This is a genomic window from Alphaproteobacteria bacterium (assembly GCA_020638555.1).
Taxonomy (GTDB): Bacteria; Pseudomonadota; Alphaproteobacteria; order Bin95; family Bin95; genus JACKII01.
Window position 1 is genome coordinate 1,131,749 of the sequence record JACKII010000001.1, and the last position, 13,119, is coordinate 1,144,867.

At 67.0% G+C, this 13,119-nt stretch carries 12 protein-coding genes; 9 read left to right on the forward strand and 3 right to left on the reverse strand.

What is annotated here, in order from left to right:
• Window positions 1-127 precede the first annotated feature (127 nt).
• Entirely contained in the window at window positions 128-1,330 is a 1,203-nt protein-coding gene (locus tag H6844_05200; GenBank protein MCB9928800.1) for an acyl-CoA dehydrogenase, read from the reverse strand.
• Between the two features lie 255 nt (window positions 1,331-1,585).
• Here H6844_05200 and H6844_05205 point away from each other — a divergent pair, with 255 nt between their 5' ends.
• From H6844_05205 to H6844_05225, 5 genes are read left to right on the forward strand one after another with little or no spacing between them, the layout of a single operon-like run.
• Complete coding sequence (locus H6844_05205) at window positions 1,586-2,500, forward strand: branched-chain amino acid ABC transporter permease LivH (GenBank protein ID MCB9928801.1); 915 nt, start codon at window positions 1,586-1,588, stop codon at window positions 2,498-2,500.
• Window positions 2,500-3,753, forward strand: coding sequence for a high-affinity branched-chain amino acid ABC transporter permease LivM (livM, locus tag H6844_05210; protein ID MCB9928802.1), 1,254 nt, complete (start codon window positions 2,500-2,502; stop codon window positions 3,751-3,753). The genes H6844_05205 and livM overlap by 1 nt, the downstream gene beginning before the upstream one ends.
• Window positions 3,750-4,589: an ATP-binding cassette domain-containing protein gene (locus H6844_05215; protein MCB9928803.1), complete on the forward strand. Its 840-nt coding sequence runs from the start codon at window positions 3,750-3,752 to the stop codon at window positions 4,587-4,589. The genes livM and H6844_05215 overlap by 4 nt, the downstream gene beginning before the upstream one ends.
• On the forward strand, window positions 4,586-5,308 hold the full coding sequence (locus H6844_05220; protein ID MCB9928804.1) for an ABC transporter ATP-binding protein: 723 nt from the start codon (window positions 4,586-4,588) through the stop codon (window positions 5,306-5,308). The genes H6844_05215 and H6844_05220 overlap by 4 nt, the downstream gene beginning before the upstream one ends.
• Window positions 5,308-5,646, forward strand: coding sequence for a hypothetical protein (locus tag H6844_05225; GenBank protein ID MCB9928805.1), 339 nt, complete (start codon window positions 5,308-5,310; stop codon window positions 5,644-5,646). The genes H6844_05220 and H6844_05225 overlap by 1 nt, the downstream gene beginning before the upstream one ends.
• A gap of 174 nt (window positions 5,647-5,820) precedes the next feature.
• Here the strand turns inward: H6844_05225 and H6844_05230 are convergent, their stop codons facing one another.
• A complete protein-coding gene (locus tag H6844_05230) occupies window positions 5,821-7,344 on the reverse strand; it encodes a methylmalonyl-CoA carboxyltransferase (GenBank protein ID MCB9928806.1) in 1,524 nt (507 codons plus the stop codon).
• A gap of 87 nt (window positions 7,345-7,431) precedes the next feature.
• A complete protein-coding gene (locus tag H6844_05235) occupies window positions 7,432-8,655 on the reverse strand; it encodes a PLP-dependent aminotransferase family protein (protein ID MCB9928807.1) in 1,224 nt (407 codons plus the stop codon).
• 224 nt (window positions 8,656-8,879) lie between these two features.
• Between H6844_05235 and H6844_05240 the strand changes: the two genes are divergently transcribed.
• The 4 genes from H6844_05240 to H6844_05255 are packed head-to-tail and all read left to right on the forward strand — an operon-like array spanning window position 8,880 to window position 13,021.
• Complete coding sequence (locus tag H6844_05240; GenBank protein ID MCB9928808.1) at window positions 8,880-9,761, forward strand: NAD(P)-dependent oxidoreductase; 882 nt, start codon at window positions 8,880-8,882, stop codon at window positions 9,759-9,761.
• Window positions 9,762-9,792: 31 nt separating this feature from the next.
• Window positions 9,793-10,572, forward strand: a complete 780-nt coding sequence (locus H6844_05245; protein ID MCB9928809.1) for an enoyl-CoA hydratase/isomerase family protein — start codon at window positions 9,793-9,795, stop codon at window positions 10,570-10,572.
• A 47-nt stretch (window positions 10,573-10,619) separates the two neighbouring features.
• On the forward strand, window positions 10,620-11,831 hold the full coding sequence (locus tag H6844_05250) for an acyl-CoA dehydrogenase family protein (GenBank protein ID MCB9928810.1): 1,212 nt from the start codon (window positions 10,620-10,622) through the stop codon (window positions 11,829-11,831).
• A 53-nt stretch (window positions 11,832-11,884) separates the two neighbouring features.
• On the forward strand, window positions 11,885-13,021 hold the full coding sequence (locus H6844_05255) for an acyl-CoA dehydrogenase family protein (GenBank protein MCB9928811.1): 1,137 nt from the start codon (window positions 11,885-11,887) through the stop codon (window positions 13,019-13,021).
• The last annotated feature ends 98 nt before the right edge of the window (window positions 13,022-13,119 follow it).

Genomic DNA, 13,119 nt, shown 5'->3' on the forward strand with positions numbered 1-13,119 from the left:
GGGTCCCCGCCTCCGCGGGGACAGGGAGGATGGGGTGGTGCGCCGGCGAAAAAACCGCTCCAGGGCCCATGCGGTTCGAATTGGGCCTGCGCCCCGCCCTTCACGCGGAAGGGGCGACGCAACCGCCCTAGCCGTAGAATGCCTGGAGGCCGGTGATGGCCCGGCCCAGGATCAGGGCGTGCACGTCGTGCGTGCCCTCATAGGTGTTCACGGCTTCCAGGTTCATCATGTGACGCACGACATTGTATTCGTCGTGAATGCCGTTGCCGCCATGCATGTCGCGGGCGACCCGGGCGATGTCCAGCGCCTTGCCGCAATTGTTGCGCTTGATCAGGCTGATCATCGCCGGCGCCGCCTGGCCCTGGTCCATCAGCCGGCCCACCTGCAACGAGCCTTGCAGACCGAGCGCGATTTCCGTCTCCATGTCCGCCAGCTTTTTCTGGATCAGCTGGTTGGCGGCCAGCGGCCGGCCGAAGGCCTTGCGGTTCAGCGTGTAGTCGCGGGCGGCGTGGAAACAGGTCTCGGCCGCGCCCATCGCGCCCCAGGAAATGCCATAGCGCGCCTTGTTTAGGCAGCCGAACGGGCCGCCCAGGCCACGGGCGTTCGGCATGTAGTTCGCATCGGGCACGAACACGTTGTCCATCACGATCTCGCCGGTCGGCGAGGCGCGCAGCGAGAACTTGCCCTCGATCTTCGGCGTCGACAGGCCCTCCATGCCGCGCTCGGCGATGAAGCCGCGAATGTCGTCGTTCTCGTCCTTGGCCCAGATCACGAACACGTCGGCGATGGGGCTCGACGTGATCCACATCTTGGCGCCGTTCAGCACATAGCCGCCGTCGACCTTCTTCGCCCGGGTCTTGAGCCCGCCGGCGTCGGAGCCGTGGTCCGGCTCGGTCAGGCCGAAGGCGCCGACGAACTCGCCGGAGGCGAGCTTGGGCAAAAAGCGCTCCTTCTGGTCCTCGGTGCCGTAGCTGTGGATCGGATACATCACCAGCGAGGACTGCACGCTCATGGCGCTGCGATAGGCGCTGTCGCAGCTTTCCACCGCGCGGGCGACCAGGCCGTACATGACGGCGCTGCCACCGGGGCAGCCATAGCCCTCCAGCGCGATGCCGAGGAAGCCGGCCTCGCCGAACTTGCGATAGATGGCGCGGTCGAAGGTCTGGTTGCGGTTCGCCTCCAGCACGCCCGGCAGCAATTCCTCGTCGGCGAAGCGCTTGGCCATGTCATAGGCCATGCGCTCGTCTTCGGAGAGCTGGCTGGACAGCAGCAACGGGTCGGCCCAATCGAACGAGGGCAGTTTCGAAGACTTGGCGGGGGATTGGGTCATCGGTCCGATGCTTTCTTTTGGGGTTGACGCCGTGTTTGCCGGTTTGCTGACCACACCCCGCCCCGGTCATGCAAGCCCTTTCCCCGTCGCACACGACCTTAGTCCTGGGAAACGGGCTTCGCGACAACAAAACATTGGGAAATGCCGCCAGAACCGCTAACACGTAATGTGTTCGACACAATGTGTCCGATGGCCGGAGGCGACGGTCAAGTCGGCCCGGCACTGCTCCAAAACGGGACAGGGATTTGGCGCGATATGGAGTATTTCGCCCAGCAGTTGATTAACGGCCTGACACTCGGGTCGATCTACGGGCTCATCGCCATCGGCTACACCATGGTCTATGGCATTATCGGCATGATCAATTTCGCGCATGGCGAAGTGTTCATGATCGGCGCGTTCGTGGCGCTGATCGCCTTCCTCGCGGTTTCGGCCACCGGCATCACGATGGTGCCGCTGTTGCTGCTGATCATGCTGGCGACCGCCATGATCTTCACCGCCGCCTATGGCTGGACGGTGGAGCGCATCGCCTACCGGCCGTTGCGCGGCTCGTTTCGCCTGGCGCCGCTGATCAGCGCCATCGGTATGTCGATCTTCCTGCAGAACTATGTGCAACTGTTGCAGGGCGCACGGGTGAAAACCCTGCAGCCGCTGATATCGGGCGGCATCGAGTTGATGGAACGGGACGGCTTCACGGTCGTCCTTTCTTATATGCAGATCCTGATCATCGCGCTGACCACCGGGCTGATGATCGCCTTCTGGCTGCTGATCGAGCGCACCAGTTTCGGCCGCATGCAGCGCGCCTGCGAGCAGGACCGGACCATGGCCGGGCTGTTGGGGGTGGATGTCGACCGTACCATCTCGCTGACCTTCGTCACCGGCGCGGGGCTGGCCGCCATCGCCGGCATGATGTTCCTGATGTATTACGGCGTCATCGACTTCTTCATCGGCTTCCTGGCCGGGCTGAAGGCCTTTACGGCGGCGGTGCTGGGCGGCATCGGCTCGCTGCCGGGCGCCATGCTGGGCGGCCTGCTGATCGGCCTGATCGAGGCGTTCTGGGCCGGCTATTTCACCACCGAGTACAAGGACGTCGCCGCGTTCGCCATCCTGGTGCTGGTGCTGATCTTCCGCCCGACCGGGCTGCTGGGCCGGCCGGAAGTGGAGAAGGTCTGATGGCGGTGCAAAGCGCGCTGAAGGAGGCCGGGCTTGCCGCCGTCCTGGCGATGATCCTGGCCCTGCCGCTGGTCGGCTTTCGCACCGTCGAGCAAGGCGCCAGCCTGGGGATCGACACCCGCATGGCCTGGGTGCCGGCGGCGGGCGCGGTGGTCTTCGTCGGCCGCCTGCTGCTGATCGCCTGGCGCTCGCGCAGGGGGGCGGGCGAGCCCGGCGTCCTCGGGCGCGGTGCCGCCGCCCTGGGCGAGCGGTTCCACGGTGCCATCACCGGGATCGCCATTGCCGGCATCCTGTTTGCCGTCGTCCTGCCCTTCCTGCCCTTTGCCAACCGCACCGTCGTCGATCTCGCCACCCTGGTGCTGATTTACGTGATGCTGGGCTGGGGGCTGAACATCGTCGTCGGCCTGGCCGGGCTGCTGGATCTCGGCTATGTGGCATTCTATGCCATCGGCGCCTATTCCTTCGCCATGCTGGCGATGCACGCCGATTTCACCTTCTGGATGGCGCTGCCGCTGTCGGGCCTGTTTGCCTGCATGTTCGGCGTGATCCTGGGCTTTCCCGTCCTGCGCCTGCGCGGCGACTATCTGGCCATCGTCACACTGGGCTTCGGCGAGATGATCCGCATCATCCTGCTGAACTGGTATCATGTCACCGGCGGCCCGGACGGCATCTCCAACATCCCCCGCCCCGGCCTGTTCGGCATGGAGTTCTCCCGCCGCGGCGACCCGGCGTTTCACGAGGTATTCGGTCTGGAATACTCCTCCATGCACCGGCTGATCTTCCTCTATTATCTGATCCTGATCCTGGCGCTGATCACCAACTGGGTGACGCTGCGCCTGCGCCGCCTGCCCATCGGCCGGGCCTGGGAGGCGTTGCGCGAGGACGAGATCGCCTGCCGCGCGCTGGGCCTGAACCCGACCGCGATCAAGCTGTCGGCGTTTGCCACCGGCGCCATGTTCGGCGGTTTTGCCGGCGCCTTTTTCGCGACGCGCCAGGGCTTTATCAGCCCGGAAAGCTTCACCTTCATCGAAAGCGCCATCATCCTGGCCATCGTCGTCATGGGCGGCATGGGCTCGCAGGTCGGCGTCGTGATCGCGGCGGTGGTGATGATCGGCCTGCCGGAATGGTTCCGCGAGTTGCAGGAATACCGCATGCTGTTCTTCGGCGCCGGCATGGTGCTGATCATGGTCTGGCGGCCGCAGGGTCTGGTGCACCGACGCCAGCCCAGCATTTTGCTGGGAGGGCGACGATGAGCCCGCCGCTGCTCCAGGTGGAGCATCTCACCATGCGCTTCGGCGGCCTGACCGCCATCGACGACCTGTCGTTCGCGGCCGCCGACGGCGAGATCACCGCCATTATCGGCCCGAACGGGGCCGGCAAGACCACGGTGTTCAACTGCCTGACCGGCTTCTACAAGCCGACGGTCGGCCGCCTCGCCCTGCGCCGCGACGGTCGGGAACACCTGCTGGAACGCATGCAGGGGTTCGACATTGCCCGCCATGCAGGCGTCGCCCGCACGTTTCAGAATATCCGGCTGTTCGGCCGGATGAGCGTGCTGGAGAACCTGCTGGTCGCCCAGCACGGGCCGCTGATGCGCGCCTCGAAATTCACCTTTGCCGGCCTGTTCGGCCTGCCGTCCTACAAGGCCGCCGAGCGGGCCGCGGTGGAGCAGGCGCGCTACTGGCTCGACAAGGTGAACCTGACGGACCGGGCCGACTGGGACGCCCAGAACCTGCCCTATGGCGCCCAGCGCCGGCTGGAGATCGCGCGGGCCATGTGCACGCGGCCATCGCTTCTGTGCCTCGACGAGCCGGCCGCCGGCCTGAACCCGCGGGAAAGCTATGACCTGAACGTGCTGCTCCAGGGCATCCGCAACGAGCAGGGCATCGGCATTCTGCTGATCGAGCACGACATGAGCGTGGTCATGGAAATCTCGGACCATATCGTTGTGCTGGATTATGGCTGCAAGATTTCCGATGGCTCTCCCGATTTCGTGCGCAACGATCCGACCGTGATCCGCGCCTATCTCGGCACCGACGACGAGGAAGACGACGAAGCCGCCACCGCATCCGAGGGGGCGAAGCGATGAGCGAGCTGCTGCTGGAAATCGAGGGGGTCGAGACCTATTACGGCAACATCCAGGCGCTGCATGGCATCGACCTGACCGTCACACGGGGCGAGATCGTGACCTTGATCGGCGCCAACGGCGCCGGCAAGTCGACGCTGCTGATGACGATCTGCGGCAATCCCCAGGCCCGCCACGGCACGATCCGCTTCGAAGGCGAGGACATCACGCACCAGCCGACCTTCACCATCGTCCGCCGCGGCGTGGCGCATGCGCCCGAGGGCCGGCGGATCTTCCCGAAAATGACCGTGCTGGAAAACCTGCAACTGGGCGCCATCACCGCGCCGGAGGCCCATTACGCGCGCAACCTGGATGCGGCCTTCACCCTGTTCCCGCGCCTGGCGGAGCGGCGCTCGCAGCGGGGCGGCACGCTGTCCGGCGGCGAGCAGCAAATGCTCGCCATCGCCCGCGCGCTGATGAGCGAGCCGAAACTGTTGCTGCTGGACGAGCCGTCGCTTGGCCTGGCGCCGATCATCGTCCGCCAGATTTTCAACGCCATCCGCACCGTCAACCGGGAAACCGGCATGACCGTGTTCCTGGTGGAGCAGAACGCCTATCACGCCCTGCGGCTCGCCCATCGCGGCTATGTGATGGTGAACGGCATCATCACGCTGTCCGGCACCGGCCAGGACCTGCTGGCCAACGAAGAGGTGCGGGCGGCGTATCTGGAAGGGGGCCACTGATGCAGGCAGTCCTCGGCACATCGGTGCCGGTCTATATCGGCCTGGTGGTGGTGCTGGCCGGCGGCGCGGCCTTCATGACCGGCCAGGCCATCGCCCGCACCTGGCGCCCGCTCTGGCAGGTGGTGGCCTATGGTCTGCTGCTGGCCATCGCGTCGCGCTTTTTCGTCTATGCCCTGTTCGACGGCACCATGCTGAGCGCCACCGGCTATCTGGCCGATGCGGTGATCCTCTGCGGCATCGGCCTGCTGGCCTTCCGGCTCAACCGCGTGGCGATGATGGTGAAACAATATCCCTGGCTCTACGAGCGCGCCGGCCCGTTCGCCTATCGCGACCGGTAGCAAAACGCATGGCGAGGCTTCCGACCACGGCCCAAACGCCGTTCCGGGAATCGCCGTCTCAGGGGGACGGCAAGGGGCGGGTGCCCCGATGCCGTCGGGCCGAGCGCCCTTAAGTCGAGCGCCCTTAAGCCGAGCCCCCTTGAGTTGGGCCCCCTTGAGTTGGGCCGAGCCCCCTTAAAACGTGGTCGGCCAGTTGGCGAGCAGGTGCTCGCCGACCGGCTTGCCCTGATAGACCTCCAGCAGTCGCGCCAGGTGTGCGCGGGTCTCGCGCGGGTCGATCACGTACTGGGCTTCGTAGAGACCGGCCAGGTCCCAGGCCTCGGTGTCGCGGTCCAGCTCGGCGGCCAGCGCGGCGAAGCGGTCCGGGTCGTCCTCCGCACGCACGCCGTGCAGCACGTTGACGGCCAGGCGCGGCTCCATGAAGCCCAGGTCGGCGGTCGGCCAGGCCAGCACCTCGTCGGCGTTGCGGCCGCCGCCCATGTTGAGATAGGCCTGCCCGAACGATTTGCGCACGATGACGCTGAACCGCGGCACGGTCACCTGCGCCAGCGCGTTCATCCAGTTCATGATCTTGCCCGGCGCCCGCTTGCGCTCGCCCTCCAGGCCGATGAAAAAGCCCGGCTGGTCGACCAGGGAGACCAGCGGGATGTTGAAGCTGTCGCAAAGGACGATGAAGCTCACCGCCTTGTCGCAGGCGTCGGGGTCGATGGCGCCGCCCTTTTGCAACGGGTTGTTGGCGAGGAAGCCGACCGTCCGCCCCTCGATCCGGGCGAGCGCGGTGACGACGGCGCGGCCGAAGCGCGCCTTCAGTTCGAACACGCTGCCCTCGTCGGCGAGGGTGCGCAGCACGCGGCGCATGTCGTAGACGCGCTGCCGCGCCTCCGGCACGATCTCCAGCAGCTTTTCCTGCTCGCCGCCGGCCGGTTTCGGCTCGGCCCGGGGCGGCGGCTCGCCGGCATGGGAGGGCAGGTAGGAGAGGAAGGTGCGCACGGCATCCAGCACCTCCTCGTCGGTGTCGAACGCCTGGTCGACCAGGCCGGTGACCTCGGTGTGCAGCTTCCAGCCGCCCAGGGCTTCCGGCGTGATCTCCTGGCCGATGGCGATGGAGGTGACGCGTGGGCTGGTCACCGCCATCACCGCGCCCTTGCGGGCGAACACCACGTCGGAAATGACGCTGTACCACGTGGACGAGCCATAGCTCTGCCCCATCAGGGTCGAGACCCAGGGGGTTTCGCGGGTGCGGCGGTATTCCTCCCGGTCCTGGCCGATGGTGGCGCGGCCGGAGGCGCCCATGCGGTCCGGCATGCGCCCGCCGCTGCTTTCGCCCAGCAGCACCAGCGGCATGCGCCGCTCGCGCGCCGTGCGCTTCATGTGGCCCATCTTCTTCATGTTCACCTGGCTGGACGAGGCGCCCAGCACGGTGAAATCGTTGGCGACCAGCGCCACCGGCCGGCCGTCCACGCGGCCATAGCCGGCAATCTTGCCGTCGGCCGCGGACTTGTCCCGGGTTTCCGGCCGGATGGAGTAGGCGTGCAGGCCCGCCTCCAGGAACGAGCCGTCGTCCAGCAGATAGGCCAGGCGCTCGCGCGCGTTCAGCACGCCGGCATTGCGCCGTGCCTCCAGCTTGCGGGCGCCGCCCATGGCCAGGGCCTCGGCGCGGCGGCGCTCCAGTTCGGCCAGTTTTTCGTCATGGGGCATGAGGCGGGTCCCGGAAGGCAAGATTGCAAAAACCGCACCCGACGCGCCGGGCCATTTCCGGCACGTCGGGTGCGGGGAAAGACGGCGCTAGCGCTGCACGTTGCCGGAGCGCACCGGCACGCCGAATTCGCGGTGGCAGACATCCGCCAGCTTGGCAACGCCCTCGCGGATCGTTTCGACGCTGGGCTGGCCGAAGCAGAGGCGGAAGGAGTGCTTGCCGGTCTCGGGATCGGCCACCCATTCGCGGCCGGGATTGATGGCGATGCCTTCTTTGGCGGCAGCCACCGCCAGCGCGCTCGAATCCACCTCCTTCGGCAGGGTGACCCAGATGAAAATGCCGCCTTCCGGCGCCCGGAATTCGGCGGCGGTGCCGAAATTCTCGTGCAGCGCCTCCTGGATGGCGTCGCATTTGGTCTTGAGCAGGCCGACCAGCTTGCCGACATGGTCCTCGAACTGCGCGGTGCAGAACTCGGCCAGCGTCACCTGTTCCAGCGCGCCCGAGCCGGCGTCGGTCTTCAGCGGCAGCGCCTGGGCGATGAACGGCCAGTCGGCCACCAGATAGCCGACCCGCAGCGCCGGCGCGATCGACTTGGAGAAGGTGCCGCAATAGATCACCCGCCCCTCGGTATCGAGCGAGCGGATCGCCGGCGGCCGTGTGCCGGACCAGGTCAGGTCGGCATAGCAGTCGTCCTCGAAAATCATGATGTCGTGCTTGCGCGCGATGTCGAGGATGGCGTGGCGTCGCTCCAGGCTCATGACCGTGCCGGTCGGGTTCTGCACCGTCGGGATGGTGTAGACGTATTTGCAGCGCTTGCCCGCCGCCTTGATCTGGCCCAGCACTTTCTCCAGCTCGGCCGGGATGATGCCGTCATCGTCCATGGCGACGCCGACATATTCCGCCTGGACGCCTTTCAGCCGGGTCATGGTGCCGCCATAGGTGCCGCCCTCGATCACCACTACGTCGCCCGGCTCCAGCAGCACCTGGTGCACCAGGTCCAGCGCCTGGAGCGAGCCGGTGGTGACGATCATGTCGTCGGCCGAGCACTCGATGGCGGTCCAGCGTTTCAGGCGGCCGGCGATCCACTCGCGCAGCGGGCGATAGCCCTGCGGGCCGGTCATCAGATTGTAGATGGCGAGGTTGGCGCCCTCTTTCTCCAGCGCGCGCGTGGCGGCGGCGATCAGGTCCGGCACCGGCAGCGATTCCGGCGCGTTGTTGCCGCCGACGAAATAAAACGGCGGAAAGCCCTTGAACGGCGCGGGCGCGGGCGCGGGCAGGCCCTTGCGGAAATGGGCGGCGTAGTCGAACCCCATGGGACAGCATCCTCGATTGTGATGAACGATTTGGTATTGGCGCAGATACAGCCGATTGCGGGTCTCCCGGTCAACCGAGAACATCGCCGCTTCGGCCCGGTCGCGACCGCATGCCCGCGGCTGGCGTAATGACAAGCGGCGCCGATCCGCTACAGTTGCCGCAACGCTTCGGGGCCGCGTGCCGCCCGGCAGGCCGCCCCGCGATTGCAACGGAGGAACGCTTCATGGAAATCGGTTATGTCGGCCTCGGGGCCATGGGGGGCGCGCTCGCCCGCCGGTTGATGCTGAGCCACAAGCTGCACGTGCTGGACCTGCGCCCGGACGTGGTGCAGGGCTTTGTCGACAAGGGCGCTATCCCGGCCCAGAACGGCGCGGCGCTGGCCCAGGCCTGCGACATCGTCCTGACCTGCCTGCCGCGCTCGGCCAATGTGCGTGAGGCGATTTTCGGCCCCGGTGGCCTGGCCGAGGGGCTGGAGCCCGGCAAGATCGTCGTCGACCAGACCTCCGGCGATCCGGACGAGACCCGCGCCATGGCCGCCGAACTGGCCGAGCGCGGCGTGACCCTGATCGACGCCCCGGTCTCCGGCGGCCCGGCGGGCGCCGATGCCGGCACCATCGCCATCATGGTCGGCGGCCCGCTGGAGGCGTTCGAGAAGGTGAAGCCTTATTTCCTGTCGATCAGCCCGAATGTCATGCATTGCGGCGATGTCGGCAACGGCCATGTGGTGAAGATCGTCAACAACACCATCGCCGCCTGCAACCGGCTGGCGATGTACGAGGCGGTGGCCGTCGGCCGCAAATACGGCCTGTCGCTGCAAACCATCTCGGACGTGGTCAACAAGTCGTCGGGCCGCAGCGGTGCCACCGAGCGCACCCTGCCGGCGCTGTTGGAGGGCACGGAAGCCTCGAACTTCGCCATCGGTCTGATGCTGAAGGACGTGAGCCTGGGCACCAAGCTCGGCATCAATGCCGGCGCGCCGATGTTGCTGGCGGGCGTGGTCCGCGGCATGTTACAGGCCGGTACCTACGAACTGGGCGAGAGCGCCAATCTCGACGACATCCGCCAGATGATCGAAGCCTGGGCCGATGTGAAACTGGTCGGCTAGACCGATAGAAAAATTCAGAGGACTCCCCATCATGGCCACCCCCTATGGCAGCTATCCGGACATCGGCGTCACGCTGGACAACCATGTCGCCGTCATCGAGCTTCAGCGCCCGCCGCACAATTATTTCGACTACACCCTGATCGAGTCGATTGCCGCGGCCTGCGAGGACCTGGGCACCGACGCCCAATGCCGCGCCATCGTGCTCTGCGCCCAGGGCAAGAATTTCTGCGCCGGCGGCAACTTCACCCAGCCGGTGCAGGACACGAAACCCCGCAAGGGCCATCTGTATCAGGAGGCCGTGCGCCTGTTCCGCACGCCGAAGCCGATCATCGGCGCGATCCAGGGCGCGGCGGTCGGCGGCGGCCTGGGCCTGGCGCTGGTGCCGGATTTCCGGGTGGCCTGCCCGGAAGCGCGCTTCTCCGCCAATTTCACCCGATTGGGCTTCCATCCGGGCTTCGGCCTGACGGTGACCCTGCCGGAGGTGATCGGCAAGAGCCGCACCCAGCTCATGTTCTACACATCCCGCCGCATCAAGGCCGAGGAGGCCAAGGAATGGGGCCTGGTCGACGTGTTGGTGCCGATGGACGCATTGCGGGAGACCGCCGTGGCTCTGGCGACCGAAATCGCCGAGTGCTCGCCGATTTCGATCCTGGAGACGCGCAAGACCATGCGCGGCGACCTGGCCGACCGGGTGAAAGCGGCCACCGACCATGAGCTTTCCATCCAGGACCGTCTGCGCGGGACCGAGGACTTCAAGGAAGGCGTGCGCGCCATGACCGAGCGCCGGGTTCCGGTCTGGAAGGGCCGCTGAGGCGTCTTCGGTCCGTCCCCATTTCCTCCCTGGAAGGAGCCATTTGCATGAATGCCAGTGTTGAACAGCAGGCCTTTCGCAGCGACGCCCGCGACTGGCTCGCCGCCAATTTTCCCCCGGCGCTGAAGGACAAGTCCTACCGGGCGCTCGCCGACAAAGATCCGGCGCTTGCCGCCGACCTGGAGGTTTGGCGCTCGCGCCTGGCCGGCAAGGGCTGGGGCGCGCCGACCTGGCCGGCCGAATACGGTGGCGCCGGCCTCGGCCATCCGCAGGCCAAGGTGATTCAGGAAGAAATGGAGGCCATTGGCGCCTTCAATCCGATCCCGACGCTGGCCGGCATGGGCGTGACCATGGTCGGCCCGACCATGCTGGAATACGGCACCGACGACCAGAAGGCCCGGCACCTGCGGGGGATGGCCAGTGGCGAAGTCCGCTGGTGCCTGGGCCTGTCGGAGCCGAATGCGGGCTCCGACCTGGCCTCGCTCGGCACCAAGGCCGAGGACAAGGGTGATCATTTCGTCGTCAACGGCCAGAAAATCTGGACCTCCGGCGCCGATATCTCGCAATGGTGCGGGGCGCTGGTGCGCACCGACCCGGCCAAGCCGAAGCGCGACGGCATCAGCTTCGTGCTGCTGCCGATGGACCAGCCCGGCGTGCGCACCCGGCCAATCCCGCTGATCTCCGGCGCCTCGCCGTTCTGCGAGACCTATTTCGACGACGCCCGCGCCGACAAGGCCGACCTGCTGGGTGAGCTCAACGACGGCTGGAGCGTGATCAAGCGCTTGTTGCAGCATGAGCGCCAGAGCCAGACCAGCGCCGGCCGCCGCAAGCTCGACAACGAGGAACCGTTGCAAGACCTGGCGAAACGCTATGTCGGCACCGACGCGGACGGCACGCTCAGCGACAAGGACCTGCGCGCGCGCCTGACCGACAATCTGATGGCGGCGAAGGCGCACGAACTGACCATCGCCCGCATCACCGCGGAGGCCAGGGGCCAGGTCAAGGTCTCGGCGGCGGCATCGATCCTGAAAAACTCCGCCACCCGCGTCGCCCAGACCAAGGCCGAGCTCAAGATGGAGATCATGGGCGCACAGGGCGTCGGCTGGGACGGAGAGGCCTATGAGGCCGACGAACTGGCCAGCGTGCGCGAATGGCTGTTCGGCAAGGCGGCGTCGATCTATGGCGGCTCGTTCGAGGTGCAATACAACATCATCTCGAAGAACATTCTGGGCCTGCCCGAAACCACCCAGAAGGGCTGACGGCAGGGCGCCGGTCGGCGCCCGCCCGGCAACGTACAAGAGGAACCGCCGTCATGGCAGCACTCAGCGAAGAACAATCCATCATCCGCGACCAGGCCAAGGCCTGGGCGGTGGAGCAGGCACCGGTCCAGGCCTTCCGGGCCGTGCGCGACGCGCACCTGCCCGGCGCCTTCGAACCCAAGACCTGGGCGGCGATGGCCGAACTGGGATGGACCGGCATCGTCATCCCGGAAGCCTATGGCGGCTCCGACCTGGGCTATCTCACCTTCGGTCTGGTGCTGGAGGAACTGGGGCGCAATCTGACCGCCGCACCGCTGTTCGCCTCGGCGCTGGTCGGCGCCTCGGCCCTGCTGCTGGGCGGCAACGAGGCGCAAAAACGGGCGCTGTTGCCGGAGATCGCCAAGGGCCAGGCCATCGTCACCCTGGCGGTCGACGAAGGCCCGCGCCACGCCCCGGCGGCCACCGCCATGACGGCGGTCGCCGAGGCGGGCGGTTTCCGGCTCGACGGCGAAAAGACATTCGTTCTGGAAGGGATGGCCGCGACCCACCTGATCGTCGCGGCGCGCACCGCGGGCCGACCGGGCGAGACCGCGGGGATCACGCTGTTCCTGGTGCCGGCCGATGCGGCGGGCATCCGCCGTGCGCCGATCGGCACCATGGATAGCCGCGGCTATGCCACCATCCGCTTCGACGGCGTCGCGGTGCCGGCGGACGCGGTGCTGGGCGCGGTCGACGGCGGCTTTCCGTTGCTGGATGCGACGATGGACCGGGCGCGGGCCGGGCTGGCGGCGGAAATGCTGGGCACGGCGGCGGCGGCGTTCGACCTGACGCTGGACTATCTGAAGACGCGCAAGCAGTTCGGGCGGGTGATCGGCTCGTTCCAGGCGCTGGGGCATCGCGCGGCGGCGCTGTTCAGCAGCCTGGAACTGGCGCGGTCCTGCGTCGAGGCAGCGTTGCAGGCGCTGGACGACGGCGCGCCGGACGCGGCCCAGCTCTGTTCGCTCGCCAAGGCCCGCATGGGCGAATGCCTCTATGACATGTCGAACGACCTGATCCAGATCCATGGCGGCATCGGCATGACCGACGAGTTCGACGCCGGCCTCTATCTGAAGCGCGCCCGCGTGCTGGAGGCGGCGTTCGGCAACCGCGCCTTCCATCGCGACCGCTATGCGCGCCTGCTCGGCTATTAGAGCAATTTCAAGCGCAATGGAGTCATTGCGCGACTCGGATAATTGCGTCAAATCAACAAAATAGAGCAGGTTCCGTGAGCCAACGCGATTGGAACCTG

What these genes read in the sequence shown, in the direction of transcription:
- H6844_05200 (MCB9928800.1), bottom strand. Translation starts at nt 1,330, where the DNA reads ATGACCCAATCCCCCGCCAAGTCTTCGAAACTGCCCTCGTTCGATTGG.
- H6844_05205 (MCB9928801.1), top strand. Translation starts at nt 1,586, where the DNA reads ATGGAGTATTTCGCCCAGCAGTTGATTAACGGCCTGACACTCGGGTCG.
- livM (MCB9928802.1), top strand. Translation starts at nt 2,500, where the DNA reads ATGGCGGTGCAAAGCGCGCTGAAGGAGGCCGGGCTTGCCGCCGTCCTG.
- H6844_05215 (MCB9928803.1), top strand. Translation starts at nt 3,750, where the DNA reads ATGAGCCCGCCGCTGCTCCAGGTGGAGCATCTCACCATGCGCTTCGGC.
- H6844_05220 (MCB9928804.1), top strand. Translation starts at nt 4,586, where the DNA reads ATGAGCGAGCTGCTGCTGGAAATCGAGGGGGTCGAGACCTATTACGGC.
- H6844_05225 (MCB9928805.1), top strand. Translation starts at nt 5,308, where the DNA reads ATGCAGGCAGTCCTCGGCACATCGGTGCCGGTCTATATCGGCCTGGTG.
- H6844_05230 (MCB9928806.1), bottom strand. Translation starts at nt 7,344, where the DNA reads ATGCCCCATGACGAAAAACTGGCCGAACTGGAGCGCCGCCGCGCCGAG.
- H6844_05235 (MCB9928807.1), bottom strand. Translation starts at nt 8,655, where the DNA reads ATGGGGTTCGACTACGCCGCCCATTTCCGCAAGGGCCTGCCCGCGCCC.
- H6844_05240 (MCB9928808.1), top strand. Translation starts at nt 8,880, where the DNA reads ATGGAAATCGGTTATGTCGGCCTCGGGGCCATGGGGGGCGCGCTCGCC.
- H6844_05245 (MCB9928809.1), top strand. Translation starts at nt 9,793, where the DNA reads ATGGCCACCCCCTATGGCAGCTATCCGGACATCGGCGTCACGCTGGAC.
- H6844_05250 (MCB9928810.1), top strand. Translation starts at nt 10,620, where the DNA reads ATGAATGCCAGTGTTGAACAGCAGGCCTTTCGCAGCGACGCCCGCGAC.
- H6844_05255 (MCB9928811.1), top strand. Translation starts at nt 11,885, where the DNA reads ATGGCAGCACTCAGCGAAGAACAATCCATCATCCGCGACCAGGCCAAG.